This is a genomic window from Bacillus pretiosus, assembly GCF_052947655.1.
In genome coordinates, this window is the sequence record NZ_CM129593.1 from 117,310 (window position 1) to 135,020 (window position 17,711).

Genomic DNA, 17,711 nt, shown 5'->3' on the forward strand with positions numbered 1-17,711 from the left:
GCCCCTTGATAGATGTAAATAACTTTGAATATATGAAGATTGGACTTGCTTCACCTGACAAGATTCGTTCTTGGTCATACGGTGAAGTTAAGAAACCAGAAACAATTAACTATCGTACGTTAAAGCCTGAAAAAGATGGCTTGTTCTGTGAGCGTATTTTCGGACCACAAAAGGACTGGGAATGTCATTGCGGAAAATACAAACGTGTACGTTATAAAGGTGTAGTTTGTGATCGATGTGGCGTTGAAGTAACGCGTGCAAAAGTTCGTCGTGAACGTATGGGTCATATCGAATTAGCTGCTCCTGTATCTCATATTTGGTATTTCAAAGGTATCCCGAGCCGCATGGGACTTGTCTTAGACATGTCCCCTCGCGCGCTTGAAGAAGTAATTTATTTCGCTTCTTATGTTGTAACAGAAAGTGGAGATACACCACTTGATAAGAAGCAATTACTTTCTGAAAAAGAATACCGTGCATATCGTGATCGATATGGTAGCACATTCCAAGCTGCTATGGGTGCGGAAGCGATTAAAAAGCTACTACAAGACATCGATTTAGATAAAGAAGTAGACTTCTTAAAAGAAGAATTAAAAACAGCGCAAGGACAACGCCGTACTCGTGCTATTAAACGTCTAGAAGTATTAGAAGCATTCCGTAACTCTGGAAATCACCCATCTTGGATGATCCTAGATGTTCTTCCAGTTATCCCGCCAGAACTACGCCCAATGGTACAGTTGGATGGTGGACGTTTTGCTACTTCTGACTTAAACGACTTATACCGTCGTGTAATTAACCGTAATAATCGTTTAAAACGTCTATTGGACTTAGGTGCACCAAGCATCATCGTTCAAAACGAAAAACGTATGTTACAAGAAGCTGTAGACGCATTAATCGATAATGGTCGCCGCGGCCGTCCAGTTACTGGACCAGGTAACCGTCCATTAAAATCACTATCTCACATGCTTAAAGGTAAACAAGGACGTTTCCGTCAAAACTTATTAGGTAAACGTGTTGACTACTCTGGCCGTTCTGTAATCGTTGTAGGACCGAACTTAAAGATGTACCAATGTGGATTACCGAAAGAAATGGCGCTTGAATTGTTTAAGCCTTTCGTTATGAAAGAGTTAGTTGGAAAAGGTTTAGCACACAACATTAAGAGTGCTAAACGTAAAATTGAGCGTGTACAACCTGAAGTTTGGGACGTTTTAGAATCTGTGATCAAAGAGCATCCAGTACTTCTAAACCGCGCACCAACACTTCACCGTCTTGGTATCCAGGCGTTTGAACCTACATTAGTAGAAGGTCGCGCAATTCGTCTTCACCCACTTGTATGTACTGCATACAACGCGGACTTTGACGGTGACCAAATGGCAGTTCACGTACCGTTATCATCAGAGGCACAAGCAGAAGCTCGTATTCTTATGTTAGCGGCACAAAACATCTTGAATCCAAAAGACGGAAAACCAGTTGTTACTCCATCTCAGGATATGGTATTAGGTAACTACTACTTAACACTTGAGCGTGAAGGCGCAATCGGTGAAGGTATGGTCTTCAAAGATGCAAACGAAGCAATACTTGCATACCAAAATGGATATGTACATCTGCACACACGTGTTGCAGTTGCTGCAAGTTCGGTAAATAATGTAACGTTTACTGAAGAGCAAAAGAGTAAGCTTCTATTAACAACAGTTGGTAAATTAATATTTAACGAAATCTTACCAGAGTCGTTCCCTTATATTAATGAACCAACAAACTCAAACCTTGAAAAAGAAACACCAGCGGAATATTTCGTTGAAAAAGGTGCGAACATTAAAGAAATTATTGCTAGTCGCGAAGAAGTGGCGCCATTTAGCAAGAAGATCCTTGGTAACATCATTGCGGAAGTATTCAAACGTTTCCAAATTACGGAAACATCTCGCATGCTTGACCGTATGAAAAACTTAGGATTTAAGTACTCTACAAAAGCTGGTATTACAGTTGGGGTATCTGACATTCTTGTATTAGGCGAAAAAGATGAAATTCTCCATGAAGCACAAGCAAAAGTAGATAATGTAATTAAACAATTCCGTCGCGGTTTAATCACGGAAGAAGAACGTTACGATCGCGTTATCTCTATTTGGAGTAATGCAAAAGATGTTATCCAAGGAAAACTGATGAAATCCTTGAATAAACGCAACCCAATCTTCATGATGAGTGATTCAGGTGCCCGTGGTAACGCATCGAACTTTACTCAGCTTGCTGGTATGCGTGGTCTGATGGCCAATCCATCTGGTCGTATTATCGAACTTCCAATTAAATCAAGTTTCCGTGAAGGTTTAACAGTACTTGAGTACTTCATCTCTACGCATGGTGCGCGTAAAGGTCTTGCCGATACAGCACTTAAAACTGCCGATTCTGGTTACTTAACACGTCGTCTTGTAGACGTTGCACAAGATGTAATTGTCCGTGAAGATGATTGTGGAACAGATCGTGGTCTATTAATTGGTGCGATTAAAGAGGGTAATGAAGTAATTGAGTCATTATATGATCGTCTTGTTGGACGTTTTGCAAGAAAAACTGTAAAACATCCTGAAACAGGTGAAGTATTAGTTAGTGAAAACCAACTAATTACTGAAGATATCGCGCATATCGTTGAAAATTCGGGTGTTGAAACTGTAAACATTCGTTCAGCGTTCACGTGTAACACTCGCCACGGTGTATGTAAGAAGTGTTACGGTCGAAACTTAGCAACTGGTACAGACGTAGAAGTAGGAGAAGCGGTAGGTATTATCGCAGCTCAATCTATCGGTGAGCCAGGTACACAGTTAACGATGCGTACGTTCCATACAGGTGGGGTTGCCGGAGATGATATCACTCAAGGTTTACCTCGTATCCAAGAGATCTTCGAAGCTCGTAACCCGAAAGGTCAGGCAGTTATCAGTGAAATCGATGGTGTTATCGCAGCGATTAACGATGTTAAAGATCGCCAAGAAGTAGTTGTACAGGGTGAAGTTGAAGCTCGTACGTATGCTATTCCTTACGGTGCACGTCTGAAAGTAACTCTAGGACAGCCAATTAGCCACGGTAAAGAGTTAACAGAAGGTTCTATTGATCCGAAAGAATTACTAAAAGTAACGGACATTACGGCGGTTCAAGAATACTTACTACGTGAAGTTCAAAAAGTATACCGTATGCAAGGGGTAGAAATTGGTGACAAACACGTAGAAGTAATGGTACGTCAAATGTTACGTAAAGTTCGTGTAAGTGATGCGGGTGAAACAGATGTATTACCAGGAACACTACTAGATATCCATCAGTTTACTGATGCGAATGCGAAGGTGTTACTGAAAGGTAAACAACCAGCAACGGCTAGACCTGTTCTACTTGGTATTACAAAAGCTTCACTTGAAACTGATTCATTCTTATCTGCAGCATCGTTCCAAGAAACGACACGTGTCTTAACTGATGCAGCGATTAAGGGTAAACGCGATGAGCTTCTAGGATTGAAAGAAAATGTTATTATCGGTAAACTTGTTCCTGCTGGAACAGGTATGAATCGTTATCGCAAAGTGGATCTTGTAAAAACAACACAAGGTGACATGAATGTAGAAAACGATGAAGTTTATGTGGAACAGTAAAATTTTCCGTCGTAAATTTTGTATAAAAACAGTTAATCCTAGTTGACATTGTATGAGTCAAAATGTTACTATAATCAAGGTTGCTCCTGAACGATGCTTTGGAGGATATTTATATGTCTTATCAAAAAGTGTCAAATGCTGAAAATGTAGTCGTTGGTCATAAACGCACATTGGAGGCAATCAAAAATGGTATAGTTAAAGAAGTTGTTATTGCGGAAGATGCTGATATGCGGTTAACCCATATGATCATTCGTACCGCCTTGCAACATAACATACCCATAACCAAAGTTGAATCAGTTCGTAAGCTTGGAAAAGTTTCGGGGATTCAAGTGGGAGCTTCAGCAATAGGAATAATAAGTTAAAACTGTTTTTGTGAGGAGAGAGCATTTGCTCTTCCTTGCAAAAACTTTGTTTTCAACTAATAATGAACCACCTGGATATGTGGTCATACAAACATGCGAAGGGAGGATAATCAAATGCCTACTATTAACCAATTAGTGAGAAATGGTCGTACTGATAAAGTATGGAAATCTAAATCACCTGCGTTAAACAAAGGGTTCAACTCTTTAAAGAAAAAATCAACTGATATCTCTGCACCTCAAAAACGTGGTGTATGTACTCGTGTTGGTACAATGACTCCAAAGAAACCTAACTCAGCGTTACGTAAATACGCTCGTGTACGTTTAACAAACGGTATCGAGGTTACAGCTTACATCCCAGGTATCGGTCATAACCTACAAGAGCATAGCGTAGTATTAATTCGCGGTGGTCGAGTAAAGGATTTACCAGGGGTACGTTACCACATCGTTCGTGGTGCGCTTGATACAGCTGGTGTTGACAAACGTATGCAAGGACGTTCTAAATATGGTACTAAGCGACCAAAACCTGCTAAAAAATAATAAACTTATAATGAAAGGAGGAACTCAATATGCCTCGTAAAGGACCTGTTGCGAAACGTGACGTGTTACCAGATCCAATGTACAAGTCTAAGCTAGTAACACGCCTTATCAACAAAATGATGGTTGACGGTAAAAAAGGTAAATCTCAAACAATTCTTTATAACGCTTTCGATATCGTTCGTGAACGTTCAGATAAAGACCCTATGGAAGTATTCGAGCAAGCTCTTAAGAACATCATGCCTGTTCTTGAAGTACGTGCTCGTCGTGTTGGTGGTGCTAACTACCAAGTTCCAGTTGAGGTTCGTCCAGAACGCCGTACAACTTTAGGTCTTCGCTGGTTAGTAAACTATGCTCGTCTTCGTGGTGAAAAAACTATGGAAGAGCGTCTAGCTTACGAAATCTTAGATGCAGCTAACAATGCTGGTGCATCTGTTAAGAAACGTGAAGACACTCATAAAATGGCAGAAGCTAACAAAGCATTTGCTCATTACCGTTGGTAGGATTCAACGTAAAATAAATGTAAGCATAAACCGCTTTATTTGTCGCTTATGGAAGTGTGGAGAGGGAGAATGCCTCTCCCTTTCGTTGGGCGCTCGTTTTACATAATGAGGGTACTGGACATACTGACATGTGTAACAATATAAAGTGGCTTTTTTGCTACTTAAAATAAAAAAATCCAATCCATATATGGAAGGAGCAAGACACCAAATGACAAGAGAGTTCTCTTTAGAAAACACTCGTAATATTGGTATCATGGCTCACATCGATGCTGGTAAAACAACAGCAACTGAGCGTATTCTGTATTATACAGGACGTATTCATAAAATCGGTGAAACTCATGAAGGTGCATCTCAGATGGACTGGATGGAGCAAGAGCAAGAGCGTGGTATCACAATTACTTCTGCTGCAACTACAGCTCAATGGAAAGGTCACCGTGTAAACATCATTGACACTCCAGGACACGTAGACTTCACAGTAGAAGTAGAACGTTCTTTACGCGTACTTGATGGTGCGGTAGCAGTACTTGATGCACAATCTGGTGTAGAACCACAAACAGAAACTGTTTGGCGTCAGGCTACTACTTACGGTGTACCTCGTATCGTATTCGTTAACAAAATGGATAAGATTGGTGCGGATTTCTTATACTCTGTAGGAACAATCCACGATCGTTTACAAGCAAACGCACACCCAATTCAGTTACCAATTGGTGCTGAAGATGAGTTCAATGGTATCATTGACCTTGTTGAGGAATGTGCTTACATGTACGGTAACGATTTAGGAACAGACATCGAGCGTGTTGAAATTCCTGAAGAGCATAAAGAATTAGCTGCAGAATACCGTGGAAAACTTATCGAAGCGGTAGCTGAGCTTGATGAAGAAATGATGATGAAGTACCTAGAAGGTGAAGAAATCACTGTAGAAGAGCTTAAAGCTGGTATCCGTAAGGCTACAACTTCTGTAGAATTCTTCCCAGTAATCTGTGGTTCTGCATTCAAAAATAAAGGTGTTCAAATTCTGTTAGACGCAGTTATCGACTACCTACCATCTCCATTAGACGTACCAGCTATTAAAGGTACTCTTCCGGATACAGATGAAGAAATCGAACGTAAGTCTAGCGATGAAGAACCATTCGCAGCTTTAGCATTCAAAATCATGACTGACCCTTATGTTGGTAAGTTAACGTTCTTCCGTGTGTATTCTGGTGTGTTAAACTCTGGATCATACGTGAAAAACTCAACTAAAGGTAAGCGTGAGCGTGTAGGTCGTATCCTACAAATGCACGCTAACAGCCGTGAAGAGATTTCAACAGTTTACGCTGGTGATATCGCTGCTGCTGTAGGTTTAAAAGATACTACTACTGGTGATACTCTTTGTGATGAGAAGAGTCTTGTTATCCTTGAGTCTATGGAATTCCCAGAGCCAGTTATCTCTGTAGCTATCGAACCAAAATCTAAAGCTGACCAAGATAAAATGGGTACAGCATTATCTAAGCTTTCTGAAGAAGATCCAACATTCCGTGCTCACACTGACCAAGAAACTGGCCAAACAATCATCGCTGGTATGGGTGAACTTCACCTTGATATCATCGTTGACCGTATGCGCCGTGAATTCAAAGTGGAAGCAAACGTTGGTGCTCCTCAGGTAGCATACCGTGAGACTTTCCGCGCTGCTGCGAAAGTTGAAGGTAAGTTCGCTCGTCAATCTGGTGGTCGTGGACAATTCGGTCACGTTTGGATTGAGTTTGAACCTAATGAAGAAGGTAAAGGTTTTGAATTCCAAAACAAAATCGTCGGTGGTGTAGTTCCACGTGAATACATCCCAGCTGTTGGAGCGGGTCTTGAAGACTCACTTAAAAATGGTGTACTAGCTGGTTATCCACTAGTTGACATCAAAGCTGCGTTAGTTGACGGATCTTACCATGATGTCGATTCATCTGAGATGGCGTTCAAAATCGCTGCATCTATGGCACTTAAAGCTGCGGTTTCTAAATGTAGCCCAGTAATTCTTGAGCCAATGATGAAAGTTGAAGTTGTAATTCCTGAAGAGTACATGGGTGACATTATGGGCGACGTAACATCTCGTCGTGGACGTGTAGAAGGTATGGAAGCTCGCGGTAACGCACAAGTTGTTCGTGCTATGGTTCCACTTTCTGAAATGTTCGGTTATGCAACGGCATTACGTTCTAACACTCAAGGACGCGGAACATTCTCAATGACATTTGATCATTATGAAGAAGTACCGAAGTCTGTTTCTGAAGAAATTATTAAAAAAAATAAAGGTGAATAATTGATTTTTATCGATTGTTCAAGTATAACTACTTATGTAAGCTTAGAAAGTGGGACGTAAGTTTCACTTTCTAGTCTAAATATAAAATAACCTATATAAACTAAGGAGGAATTTAGAATGGCTAAAGCTAAATTCGAACGTTCTAAACCCCATGTTAACATCGGTACAATCGGCCACGTTGACCATGGTAAAACTACATTAACTGCTGCGATCACTACAGTTCTTGCAAAAGCTGGTGGTGCTGAAGCACGCGGATACGATCAAATCGACGCTGCTCCAGAAGAAAGAGAGCGCGGAATCACAATCTCAACTGCACACGTTGAGTACGAAACTGAAACTCGTCACTATGCACACGTTGACTGCCCAGGTCACGCTGACTATGTTAAAAACATGATCACTGGTGCTGCTCAAATGGACGGCGGTATCTTAGTAGTATCTGCTGCTGATGGCCCAATGCCTCAAACACGTGAGCACATCCTTCTTTCTCGTCAAGTAGGTGTTCCTTACATCGTTGTATTCTTAAACAAATGCGACATGGTAGACGACGAAGAATTATTAGAATTAGTAGAAATGGAAGTTCGCGACCTATTATCTGAATACGGATTCCCAGGCGACGATATTCCTGTAATCAAAGGTTCTGCTCTTAAAGCTCTTCAAGGAGAAGCTGATTGGGAAGCAAAAATCATTGAATTAATGACTGAAGTTGATGCTTACATCCCAACTCCAGAACGTGAAACTGACAAACCATTCTTAATGCCTATCGAGGATGTATTCTCTATCACAGGTCGTGGTACAGTTGCAACTGGTCGTGTAGAGCGCGGAATCGTTAAAGTTGGTGACGTAGTAGAAATCATCGGTCTTGCTGAAGAAAATGCTTCTACAACTGTAACTGGTGTAGAGATGTTCCGTAAACTTCTTGACCAAGCTCAAGCTGGAGACAACATCGGTGCTTTACTTCGTGGGGTTGCTCGTGAAGACATCCAACGTGGACAAGTTCTTGCTAAAACTGGCTCTGTAAAAGCTCACGCTAAATTCAAAGCTGAAGTTTTCGTATTATCTAAAGAAGAAGGTGGACGTCACACTCCATTCTTCGCTAACTACCGTCCTCAGTTCTACTTCCGTACAACTGACGTAACTGGTATCATCCAATTACCAGAAGGTACTGAAATGGTAATGCCTGGTGACAACATCGAAATGACTATCGAACTTATCGCTCCAATCGCTATCGAAGAGGGAACTAAATTCTCTATTCGTGAAGGTGGACGTACAGTAGGTTACGGTGTAGTTGCTACTATCGTTGAGTAATCTTAACTGATATAAAAAAACCAAGGGATTTTCCCTTGGTTTTTTTGTTTGTATTTATATAAGGAATGAAATGATTTTTTTATGTTTTGACGAGTTTCTTCTATAGTAATACAAAATCAATAAACTAAAATCCAGAAACTGTAAAACAGATTCTGTGAGATGAAAACTTGAAATTCTTTAAAGTGCCATGTATAATAGCAAAAGTAGAGAAAAGCAGATGCAAACAAAAAGATGCTTGCATCTAGACGAATAACATTGTATAATAGACAATGTTGGTCTTTGACTGCGATGAAGTGGAAGGTTGCTGACACACCCGGCCGCTTTGCCATGGCATGGTGTGGGGAAATTTCCATGGAGAAGGTCTATTTTAGAAATAGGCGAACGAAGGAGGGAAAATAATGGCAAAAGAAAAAATTCGTATCCGTTTAAAAGCTTATGATCACCGTATTCTTGATCAATCAGCTGAGAAAATTGTAGAAACAGCTAAGCGTTCTGGGGCAACAGTTTCTGGTCCGATCCCATTACCAACTGAGAAGACTATTTACACAATTCTTCGTGCTGTTCATAAGTACAAAGATTCTCGTGAGCAATTCGAAATGCGCACACACAAACGTTTAATCGATATCGTGAGTCCTACTCCACAAACAGTAGATTCATTAATGCGTTTAGACTTACCGTCTGGTGTAGATATCGAAATCAAACTATAATTCATATAACTTAAAAATGTAGGAGGTGTAACTCATGACCAAAGGAATCTTAGGAAGAAAGATCGGTATGACTCAAGTATTTGCTGAGAACGGTGAGTTAATCCCAGTAACAGTTATCGCTGCTAATCCAAACGTTGTTCTTCAAAAGAAAACAACTGAAACTGATGGCTACAATGCAATCCAGTTAGGATTTGAAGATAAACGTGAAAAGTTAACTAACAAACCTGAACAAGGCCACACTGCTAAAGCATCTACAACTCCTAAGCGCTTCATTCGCGAAATCCGCGATGCAGACGTGGACGGATTAGAGGTTGGTCAAGAGGTAAAAGTTGAAGTTTTCGCTGCAGGTGAAATCGTTGACGTAACAGGAATTTCTAAAGGTAAAGGTTTCCAAGGTGTTATCAAACGCCACGGACAATCTCGCGGACCTATGTCTCATGGTTCTCGCTATCACCGTCGTCCAGGTTCAATGGGCCCAGTTGCTCCGAACCGTGTATTCAAAGGCAAAAAACTTGCTGGACGTATGGGTGGAGACCAAGTTACTATCCAAAACTTAGAAATCGTTCAAGTTGACACTGAGCGCAACTTATTACTAGTAAAAGGTAACGTTCCAGGTGCTAAGAAATCTCTTGTAGTTGTTCAAGGCGCTGTGAAGGTTAGCAAATAATTCACAATAGGAAGGAGGAATTCCAATGCCAAAAGTTACTGTATATAACCAAACTGGTTCACAGGTTGGTGAAATCGAATTAGCTGAAGCTATTTTCGGTATCGAACCAAATGAAGCTGTACTTTTCGAAGCTGTAATGATGCAACGTGCATCTTTACGTCAAGGTACACACAAAGTAAAAACTCGTTCTGAAGTTCGTGGTGGTGGTCGTAAACCATGGCGTCAAAAAGGAACTGGACGTGCTCGTCAAGGGTCTATCCGCTCTCCTCAATGGCGTGGTGGTGGTACGGTATTCGGACCTACACCAAGAAGCTATGCGTACAAACTTCCTAAGAAGGTTCGTCGTTTAGCAATCAAATCTGCATTAGCTACTAAAGTAGTTGAGAACAACATTGTAGTTCTTGAAGACCTAGTGTTAAATGCACCAAAAACAAAAGACATGCTAGCAGTACTTAAAGGATTAACTGTTGAGAAGAAAGCTCTTATCGTAACTGCTGATGCAAACGAATCTGTAGAGTTATCTGCTCGCAATATCCCTGGAGTAACAGTAATCACTGCTGATGGCGTAAACGTTTTAGACGTGCTTCATCATGATAAGCTAATCATGACAAAAGCGGCAGTGGAAAAAGTAGAGGAGGTGCTTGCATAATGAGAGATCCTCGTGATATCATTAAGCGCCCAGTTATCACTGAACGTTCTATGGAAATGATGGCTGAAAAAAAATACACGTTCGATGTGGACGTTAAATCTAATAAAACAGAAGTTAAAGATGCTCTTGAAGCGATCTTTGGTGTTAAAGTAGAAAAAGTGAACATCATGAACTACAAGCCGAAAGCAAAACGCGTTGGTCGTCACGCTGGTTTTACTAGCCGTCGTCGTAAAGCAATCGTTAAGCTAACTGCTGACAGCAAAGAAATCGAAATCTTCCAAGGTGTTTAATTCTTACTAAAGAAGGAGGGAAATTGAGATGGGAATTAAAAAGTATAATCCAACTACTAACGGTCGTCGTAATATGACTACGAATGATTTCGCTGAAATCACGACTGACAGACCAGAAAAGTCATTACTTGCTCCTTTAAGCAAGAAGGCTGGTCGTAATAACCAAGGTAAAATTACTGTACGTCATCAAGGTGGCGGACATAAGCGTCAATACCGTATCATCGACTTTAAGCGTAACAAAGATGGAATTCCAGGACGCGTTGCTACGATCGAATACGATCCAAACCGCTCTGCGAATATCGCATTAATTAACTACGTTGACGGTGAAAAACGTTACATTCTTGCTCCTAAATCTTTAGAAGTAGGTATGGAAGTTATGTCTGGCCCAGAAGCTGACATCAAAATCGGTAACGCATTACCATTAATCAACATTCCAGTAGGTACTGTTGTTCATAATATCGAGCTTAAGCCTGGTCGTGGCGGACAATTAGTTCGTTCTGCTGGTACTTCTGCTCAAGTACTTGGTAAAGAAGGTAAATACGTACTTGTACGTTTAACTTCTGGTGAAGTACGTCTTGTATTATCTGCTTGTCGCGCTTCAATCGGTCAAGTAGGTAACGAACAGCATGAACTTATCAAAATCGGTAAAGCAGGTCGCTCTCGCTGGTTAGGTAAACGCCCAACAGTTCGTGGTTCTGTAATGAACCCGGTTGATCACCCACACGGTGGTGGTGAAGGACGTTCTCCAATCGGACGTAAGTCTCCAATGTCTCCATGGGGTAAACCAACTCTTGGATTCAAGACTCGTAAGAAAAACAAAGCGTCTGACAAATTCATCGTTCGTCGTCGTAAAAAATAATGGGATTGTAGTACGGTTCATTTCTAGAACCGTACGCCAATCACGAAGGGAGGCACCAAAATGGCTCGTAGCTTAAAAAAAGGACCATTTGTCGATGATCACTTAATGAGCAAAATGGAAAAATTAGTTGCATCTGAGCAAAAACAAGTTGTTAAAACTTGGTCTCGCCGTTCAACAATCTTCCCTCAGTTCATCGGACACACAATCGCTGTATATGATGGTCGTAAACACGTACCTGTGTACATCACTGAGGATATGGTTGGCCATAAGTTAGGTGAATTCGCACCAACTCGTACGTATAAAGGTCACCTTGCTGACGATAAGAAAACTAGAAGATAATGAGAGGAGGCACTTCAATGCAAGCTAAAGCAGTAGCGAGAACAGTTCGTATTGCTCCTCGTAAAGTTCGTTTAGTAGTAGACTTAATCCGAGGTAAGCAAGTGGGTGAAGCGATTGCTATCCTTAACCACACACCAAAAACTGCTTCTCCAGTTGTAGAGAAAGTTTTAAAATCTGCAATCGCAAATGCAGAGCACAATTATGAGATGGATATTAACAACCTAGTTGTTGAAAAAGTTTTCGTTGACGAAGGTCCAACGTTGAAACGTTTCCGTCCACGTGCAATGGGTCGTGCAAGCCAAATTAACAAACGCACAAGCCACATTACAGTTGTGGTATCAGAAAAGAAGGAGGGATAATCGATGGGTCAAAAGGTTAATCCAATTGGTCTTCGTGTCGGCGTTATCCGTGACTGGGAATCTCGTTGGTTCGCAGAGAAAGATTATGCTACATTACTACATGAAGACATCAAAATCCGTGAGTACATTACTGTACGCTTAAAAGATTCTGCTGTTGCTAAAGTAGAAATCGAACGTGCAGCAAATCGTGTAAATGTTACAATTCACACTGCAAAACCTGGTATGGTAATTGGTAAAGGTGGTACTGAAGTTGAAGCACTTCGTAAAGCTCTTAACCAATTAACAGGCAAGCGTGTACACATCAACATTTTAGAAGTTAAGAGAGCTGATCTTAACGCTAAATTAGTAGGCGAAAACATCGCTCGTCAATTAGAAAACCGTGTATCATTCCGTCGTGCACAAAAGCAAGTTATTCAACGTGCTATGCGTGCAGGTGCTAAAGGTATTAAAACACAGGTTTCTGGTCGTCTTGGCGGAGCTGATATCGCTCGTGCAGAATCTTACAGTGAAGGAACTGTTCCACTTCATACACTTCGCGCTGATATTGACTATGCAGCAGTTGAAGCTGATACAACATACGGTAAATTAGGCGTAAAAGTATGGATCTACCGTGGAGAAGTCCTTCCTACAAAAAAGAAAGCTTCTGAGGAAGGAGGAAAATAATATGTTAATGCCAAAACGCGTAAAATATCGTAGAGAGCATCGTGGTAAAATGCGTGGTCGTGCAAAAGGTGGAACTGAAATTGCTTTCGGTGAATTCGGTTTACAAGCACAAGCTGCTTCATGGATTACAAACCGTCAAATCGAAGCTGCTCGTCGTGCAATGACTCGTTACATGAAACGTGGCGGTAAAGTATGGATTAAAATTTTCCCTTCTAAACCTTACACTGCAAAACCTCTAGAAGTACGTATGGGTTCCGGTAAAGGGGCACCAGAAGGCTGGGTAGCAGTAGTAAAACCTGGGAAAATTATGTTCGAAATCGCGGGTGTATCTGAAGAGGTAGCACGCGAAGCATTACGTCTTGCAGCTCACAAGTTACCTGTGAAATGTAAATTCGTAAAACGTGAAGAAAATGGTGGTGAATCTAATGAAAACTAATGATATTCGTGAATTAACCACTGCCGAAATCGAAACAAAAGTTAAAGCTTTAAAGGAAGAATTGTTCAATCTTCGCTTCCAACTTGCTACAGGACAATTAGAGAATCCAACTCGCATTCGTGAAGTGCGTAAAGCAATTGCTCGTATGAAAACTGTAGTTCGTGAAAGAGAGATCGGAATTAATCGATAAATTGAGGGGAGGTTTGCATAGTGAGCGAACGTAACCAACGCAAAGTTTATACTGGTCGTGTTGTGTCTGACAAAATGGACAAAACGATTACAGTTTTAGTTGAAACTTACAAAACTCATTCCTTGTACGGAAAACGTGTTAAGTATTCTAAGAAGTACAAAGCCCATGATGAGCAAAACCAAGCGAAACTTGGCGATATCGTTAAAATCATGGAAACTCGCCCGCTTTCTGCTACTAAGCGTTTCCGTTTAGTTGAAATCGTTGAAGAAGCGGTTATTATCTAAATAGACGAATCGGAATTTTTAGTCCGAAGGGAGGTTTCATAACATGATCCAACAAGAATCTCGTTTGAAAGTTGCTGACAACTCTGGTGCACGTGAACTTTTAACAATTAAAGTATTAGGCGGCTCTGGTCGTAAATATGCTAACATTGGTGACATTATCGTTGCTACGGTAAAACAAGCAACACCAGGTGGCGTTGTTAAAAAAGGTGACGTTGTTAAAGCAGTAGTGGTACGTACGAAGAGCGGAGCTCGTCGTCCGGACGGTTCTTATATCAAATTTGATGAAAACGCAGCGGTTATCATCAAAGACGATAAGAGCCCACGTGGTACTCGTATCTTCGGACCAGTAGCTCGTGAATTACGTGATAGCAACTTCATGAAGATCGTTTCTTTAGCTCCAGAAGTTCTATAATTTAAGGTATTGCCTTGCTAAGGAGGTGCAGAATTAAGATGCATGTAAAAAAAGGTGATAAAGTACAGGTAATCACTGGAAAAGACAAAGGAAAACAAGGCGTTATCCTTGTGGCTTTCCCAAAGCAAAACCGTGTTATCGTTGAGGGTGTTAACATCGTTAAAAAACACTCTAAGCCATCTCAATTAAATCCACAAGGTGGAATTATTACTAAAGAAGCACCTATTCACGTTTCTAACGTTATGGTTTTAGATCCGAAAACAGGTGAACCTACTCGCGTAGGCTTCAAAGTAGAAGATGGTAAAAAAGTTCGTATTGCAAAAAAATCTGGTGAATTATTAGATAAATAATTTTCTTAAGAAAGGAGGTCACTTCATTGAATCGCCTTAAAGAGAAGTTCCAAAAGGAAATTACTCCTGCTCTAGTGAGCAAGTTTAACTATAAATCTGTGATGGAAGTACCGAAAATCGAAAAGATCGTAATCAACACTGGTGTTGGTGACGCGGTATCTAACTCAAAAGCTTTAGACAATGCAGTAGAAGAATTAACACAAATCGCAGGTCAAAAACCTGTTGTAACTCGTGCTAAAAAATCAATCGCTGGTTTCCGTCTTCGTGAAGGTATGCCAATCGGTGCGAAAGTAACTTTACGCGGCGAGCAAATGTATGAGTTCTTCGACAAATTAGTATCAGTTTCTTTACCACGTGTACGTGATTTCCGTGGTGTTTCTAAGAAATCATTCGATGGTCGTGGGAACTACACATTAGGTGTTAAAGAGCAACTTATCTTCCCTGAGATCGATTATGATAAAGTAAGCAAAGTCCGCGGTATGGACATCGTAATCGTTACTACAGCGAAAACTGATGAAGAAGCTCGTGAACTTTTAACACAATTCGGTATGCCATTCCAAAAATAATGGAAACCAACGCTAAGTAGAGGAGGCGAAAACGTGGCTAAAAAATCTATGATAGCGAAACAAAAGCGTACTCCTAAGTTTAAAGTACAAGAGTATACACGTTGCGAACGCTGCGGTCGTCCGCATTCTGTATACCGCAAATTTAAGCTTTGCCGTATTTGTTTCCGTGAACTTGCATATAAAGGTCAAATTCCTGGTGTTAAAAAAGCTAGTTGGTAAAACCCACAAATGGGAAGGAGGTAAAACACATGGTGATGACAGATCCAATTGCAGACATGCTTACTCGCATCCGTAATGCGAACATGGTACGTCATGAGAAATTAGAGGTTCCTGCTTCTAAAATCAAAAAAGAGATCGCTGAACTTTTAAAACGTGAAGGTTTCATTCGTGATGTAGAATACATCGAGGATAACAAACAAGGTATCCTTCGTATTTTCCTGAAATATGGTGCAAACAATGAACGTGTAATCACTGGATTAAAACGTATCAGTAAACCTGGCTTACGCGTTTACGCTAAAGCTGATGAAGTACCACGTGTACTTAACGGATTAGGTATCGCTCTTGTTTCTACATCTAAGGGAGTAATGACAGACAAAGACGCTCGTCAATTACAAACTGGTGGAGAAGTAGTAGCATACGTTTGGTAATATATATTTAAAACGAACGGAGGTGTGACCACATGTCTCGTATTGGTAAAAAGATTCTTGAAATCCCTGCAGGTGTTACTATTACAATTGCAGAAGACAATACTGTAGCAGTAAAAGGCCCTAAAGGTGAATTAACTCGTAAATTCAATGCTGATATGTCTATCAAAATTGAAGAAAATACACTAACAGTTGAGCGTCCATCTGAACAGAAGGAACACCGTGCATTACACGGTACAACTCGTGCTTTAATCGGAAACATGGTTGAAGGTGTAACTACAGGTTTCGCACGCGGACTTGAATTAGTCGGTGTTGGTTACCGTGCTCAAAAACAAGGAGATAAACTTGTATTAAGCGTAGGTTATTCTCATCCAGTAGAAATGACTCCGGAAGCAGGTCTTGAAGTTGAAGTACCTGTACCAACTAAAATCGTAATCAAAGGTATCGACAAGCAACGTGTTGGCGAATTTGCTGCTAACATCCGTGCTGTACGTGCTCCTGAGCCTTATAAAGGTAAAGGTATTCGTTACGAAGGCGAAGTTGTTCGTCGTAAAGAAGGTAAAACTGCTAAGTAAACCCGTTAGGTGAGAGAAAGGAGTGACAAGAATGATCACTAAAGCTGATAAAAATGCGACTCGTAAGAAAAGACATGCACGTGTACGTGCTAAACTTACTGGTACTGCAGAACGTCCACGTTTAAACGTGTTCCGTTCTAACCAACATATTTACGCTCAAGTTATTGATGATGTAAATGGTGTAACGTTAGTAAGTGCATCTACTCTTGATAAAGACCTTGCTCTTAACGGTACTAGCAATACTGAAGCTGCTACGAAAGTAGGAGAATCAGTTGCTAAGCGTGCTGTAGAGAAAGGCGTTAAAGAAGTAGTATTCGATCGCGGTGGTTACTTATACCATGGCCGTGTTAAAGCTCTAGCTGAGGCTGCTCGTGAGGCTGGATTACAATTTTAATGGTCAAAGGAGGGAAAATTGATGCATCGCATTGACCCAAGTAAATTAGAACTTGAAGAACGTGTAGTTACGATAAATCGTGTCGCGAAAGTTGTTAAGGGTGGTCGTCGTTTCCGCTTTGCTGCACTAGTTGTAGTTGGCGATAAAAACGGTCATGTTGGATTCGGTACTGGTAAAGCACAAGAGGTACCAGACGCAATCCGCAAAGCTATCGAAGACGCTAAGAAAAACTTAATCGCTGTACCATTAGTTGGTACAACAATTCCACACACAATCAACGGTCATTTTGGAGCTGGTGAAGTATTCTTAAAACCTGCTGCTGAAGGTACTGGTGTTATTGCTGGTGGACCTGTTCGTGCGGTACTTGAATTAGCTGGTGTACAAGATATTCTTTCGAAATCTCTTGGTTCTAACACACCAATCAACATGATTCGCGCTACTGTGAACGGATTAAGCGAACTTAAGCGCGCTGAAGATGTTGCAAAATTACGCGGTAAATCTGTAGAAGAGCTACTAGGTTAAGGAGGGAAAACAAATGGCGAAAAAGTTAGAAATTACCCTCACTCGTAGTGTAATTGGTCGTCCACAAGATCAACGTGCGACGGTAGAAGCTTTAGGTCTTAAAAAGTTGAATTCAACTGTAGTTAAGGAAGAAACTCCTGCTATTCTTGGTATGATCAACAAAGTTTCTCACCTTATAACTGTAACAGAAGCTTAAG

General features: G+C 40.9%; 26 protein-coding genes. All 26 read left to right on the forward strand.

The window, feature by feature from the left end; genetic code table 11:
- Positions 1 to 5 precede the first annotated feature (5 nt).
- Entirely contained in the window at positions 6 to 3,617 is a 3,612-nt protein-coding gene (gene rpoC / locus ACU8YW_RS00635; protein ID WP_000567950.1) for a DNA-directed RNA polymerase subunit beta', read from the forward strand.
- Positions 3,618 to 3,730: 113 nt separating this feature from the next.
- Positions 3,731 to 3,979 carry a 50S ribosomal protein L7ae-like protein gene (locus ACU8YW_RS00640; protein ID WP_000121828.1) on the forward strand — a complete coding sequence of 83 codons (249 nt, stop codon included), beginning with the start codon at positions 3,731 to 3,733 and terminating at the stop codon, positions 3,977 to 3,979.
- 114 nt (positions 3,980 to 4,093) lie between these two features.
- Entirely contained in the window at positions 4,094 to 4,516 is a 423-nt protein-coding gene (rpsL, locus tag ACU8YW_RS00645; protein WP_001142341.1) for a 30S ribosomal protein S12, read from the forward strand.
- Positions 4,517 to 4,545: 29 nt separating this feature from the next.
- On the forward strand, positions 4,546 to 5,016 hold the full coding sequence (rpsG, locus tag ACU8YW_RS00650) for a 30S ribosomal protein S7 (RefSeq protein ID WP_001137489.1): 471 nt from the start codon (positions 4,546 to 4,548) through the stop codon (positions 5,014 to 5,016).
- A 208-nt stretch (positions 5,017 to 5,224) separates the two neighbouring features.
- Entirely contained in the window at positions 5,225 to 7,303 is a 2,079-nt protein-coding gene (gene fusA / locus ACU8YW_RS00655) for an elongation factor G (protein WP_000196381.1), read from the forward strand.
- A 117-nt stretch (positions 7,304 to 7,420) separates the two neighbouring features.
- Complete coding sequence (gene tuf / locus ACU8YW_RS00660) at positions 7,421 to 8,608, forward strand: elongation factor Tu (RefSeq protein WP_001029617.1); 1,188 nt, start codon at positions 7,421 to 7,423, stop codon at positions 8,606 to 8,608.
- A gap of 398 nt (positions 8,609 to 9,006) precedes the next feature.
- Positions 9,007 to 9,315, forward strand: coding sequence for a 30S ribosomal protein S10 (rpsJ, locus tag ACU8YW_RS00665; protein WP_001040595.1), 309 nt, complete (start codon positions 9,007 to 9,009; stop codon positions 9,313 to 9,315).
- A gap of 34 nt (positions 9,316 to 9,349) precedes the next feature.
- Positions 9,350 to 9,982, forward strand: coding sequence for a 50S ribosomal protein L3 (gene rplC / locus ACU8YW_RS00670; RefSeq protein WP_000160209.1), 633 nt, complete (start codon positions 9,350 to 9,352; stop codon positions 9,980 to 9,982).
- Between the two features lie 25 nt (positions 9,983 to 10,007).
- The gene (gene rplD / locus ACU8YW_RS00675; RefSeq protein ID WP_001127258.1) at positions 10,008 to 10,631 is read left to right on the forward strand and encodes a 50S ribosomal protein L4; all 624 of its coding nucleotides are present in this window, start codon (positions 10,008 to 10,010) and stop codon (positions 10,629 to 10,631) included.
- Positions 10,631 to 10,921: a 50S ribosomal protein L23 gene (gene rplW / locus ACU8YW_RS00680; RefSeq protein ID WP_001205558.1), complete on the forward strand. Its 291-nt coding sequence runs from the start codon at positions 10,631 to 10,633 to the stop codon at positions 10,919 to 10,921. Before rplD ends, rplW begins: the two co-directional genes overlap by 1 nt.
- Positions 10,922 to 10,949: 28 nt before the next feature.
- A complete protein-coding gene (gene rplB, locus ACU8YW_RS00685; protein ID WP_000511583.1) occupies positions 10,950 to 11,780 on the forward strand; it encodes a 50S ribosomal protein L2 in 831 nt (276 codons plus the stop codon).
- A gap of 60 nt (positions 11,781 to 11,840) precedes the next feature.
- On the forward strand, positions 11,841 to 12,119 hold the full coding sequence (rpsS, locus tag ACU8YW_RS00690) for a 30S ribosomal protein S19 (RefSeq protein ID WP_000124454.1): 279 nt from the start codon (positions 11,841 to 11,843) through the stop codon (positions 12,117 to 12,119).
- Between the two features lie 17 nt (positions 12,120 to 12,136).
- The gene (rplV, locus tag ACU8YW_RS00695; RefSeq protein ID WP_001148024.1) at positions 12,137 to 12,478 is read left to right on the forward strand and encodes a 50S ribosomal protein L22; all 342 of its coding nucleotides are present in this window, start codon (positions 12,137 to 12,139) and stop codon (positions 12,476 to 12,478) included.
- Positions 12,479 to 12,481: 3 nt separating this feature from the next.
- Positions 12,482 to 13,141 (forward strand): 30S ribosomal protein S3, encoded by a 660-nt coding sequence (gene rpsC / locus ACU8YW_RS00700; protein ID WP_000529958.1) that lies wholly within the window; start codon positions 12,482 to 12,484, stop codon positions 13,139 to 13,141.
- Position 13,142: 1 nt separating this feature from the next.
- Positions 13,143 to 13,577 (forward strand): 50S ribosomal protein L16, encoded by a 435-nt coding sequence (gene rplP, locus ACU8YW_RS00705; protein WP_000928969.1) that lies wholly within the window; start codon positions 13,143 to 13,145, stop codon positions 13,575 to 13,577.
- On the forward strand, positions 13,567 to 13,767 hold the full coding sequence (gene rpmC, locus ACU8YW_RS00710) for a 50S ribosomal protein L29 (RefSeq protein WP_000855718.1): 201 nt from the start codon (positions 13,567 to 13,569) through the stop codon (positions 13,765 to 13,767). The genes rplP and rpmC overlap by 11 nt, the downstream gene beginning before the upstream one ends.
- 20 nt (positions 13,768 to 13,787) lie before the next feature.
- Positions 13,788 to 14,051, forward strand: a complete 264-nt coding sequence (gene rpsQ / locus ACU8YW_RS00715) for a 30S ribosomal protein S17 (protein ID WP_000004106.1) — start codon at positions 13,788 to 13,790, stop codon at positions 14,049 to 14,051.
- A 43-nt stretch (positions 14,052 to 14,094) separates the two neighbouring features.
- On the forward strand, positions 14,095 to 14,463 hold the full coding sequence (gene rplN / locus ACU8YW_RS00720; protein ID WP_000615912.1) for a 50S ribosomal protein L14: 369 nt from the start codon (positions 14,095 to 14,097) through the stop codon (positions 14,461 to 14,463).
- Positions 14,464 to 14,501: 38 nt separating this feature from the next.
- Positions 14,502 to 14,813 carry a 50S ribosomal protein L24 gene (gene rplX / locus ACU8YW_RS00725; protein WP_000558201.1) on the forward strand — a complete coding sequence of 104 codons (312 nt, stop codon included), beginning with the start codon at positions 14,502 to 14,504 and terminating at the stop codon, positions 14,811 to 14,813.
- A 26-nt stretch (positions 14,814 to 14,839) separates the two neighbouring features.
- Entirely contained in the window at positions 14,840 to 15,379 is a 540-nt protein-coding gene (gene rplE, locus ACU8YW_RS00730) for a 50S ribosomal protein L5 (RefSeq protein ID WP_001080829.1), read from the forward strand.
- A 33-nt stretch (positions 15,380 to 15,412) separates the two neighbouring features.
- On the forward strand, positions 15,413 to 15,598 hold the full coding sequence (rpsN, locus tag ACU8YW_RS00735) for a 30S ribosomal protein S14 (protein WP_001085700.1): 186 nt from the start codon (positions 15,413 to 15,415) through the stop codon (positions 15,596 to 15,598).
- Between the two features lie 29 nt (positions 15,599 to 15,627).
- On the forward strand, positions 15,628 to 16,026 hold the full coding sequence (gene rpsH, locus ACU8YW_RS00740; protein WP_000245511.1) for a 30S ribosomal protein S8: 399 nt from the start codon (positions 15,628 to 15,630) through the stop codon (positions 16,024 to 16,026).
- A gap of 32 nt (positions 16,027 to 16,058) precedes the next feature.
- Complete coding sequence (gene rplF, locus ACU8YW_RS00745) at positions 16,059 to 16,598, forward strand: 50S ribosomal protein L6 (protein WP_000086550.1); 540 nt, start codon at positions 16,059 to 16,061, stop codon at positions 16,596 to 16,598.
- A 31-nt stretch (positions 16,599 to 16,629) separates the two neighbouring features.
- Positions 16,630 to 16,992 (forward strand): 50S ribosomal protein L18, encoded by a 363-nt coding sequence (gene rplR, locus ACU8YW_RS00750; RefSeq protein ID WP_000628818.1) that lies wholly within the window; start codon positions 16,630 to 16,632, stop codon positions 16,990 to 16,992.
- 21 nt (positions 16,993 to 17,013) lie between these two features.
- Entirely contained in the window at positions 17,014 to 17,514 is a 501-nt protein-coding gene (gene rpsE, locus ACU8YW_RS00755) for a 30S ribosomal protein S5 (protein ID WP_000554646.1), read from the forward strand.
- A gap of 13 nt (positions 17,515 to 17,527) precedes the next feature.
- Positions 17,528 to 17,710 (forward strand): 50S ribosomal protein L30, encoded by a 183-nt coding sequence (gene rpmD, locus ACU8YW_RS00760; RefSeq protein ID WP_001085232.1) that lies wholly within the window; start codon positions 17,528 to 17,530, stop codon positions 17,708 to 17,710.
- Position 17,711: the final 1 nt, after the last annotated feature.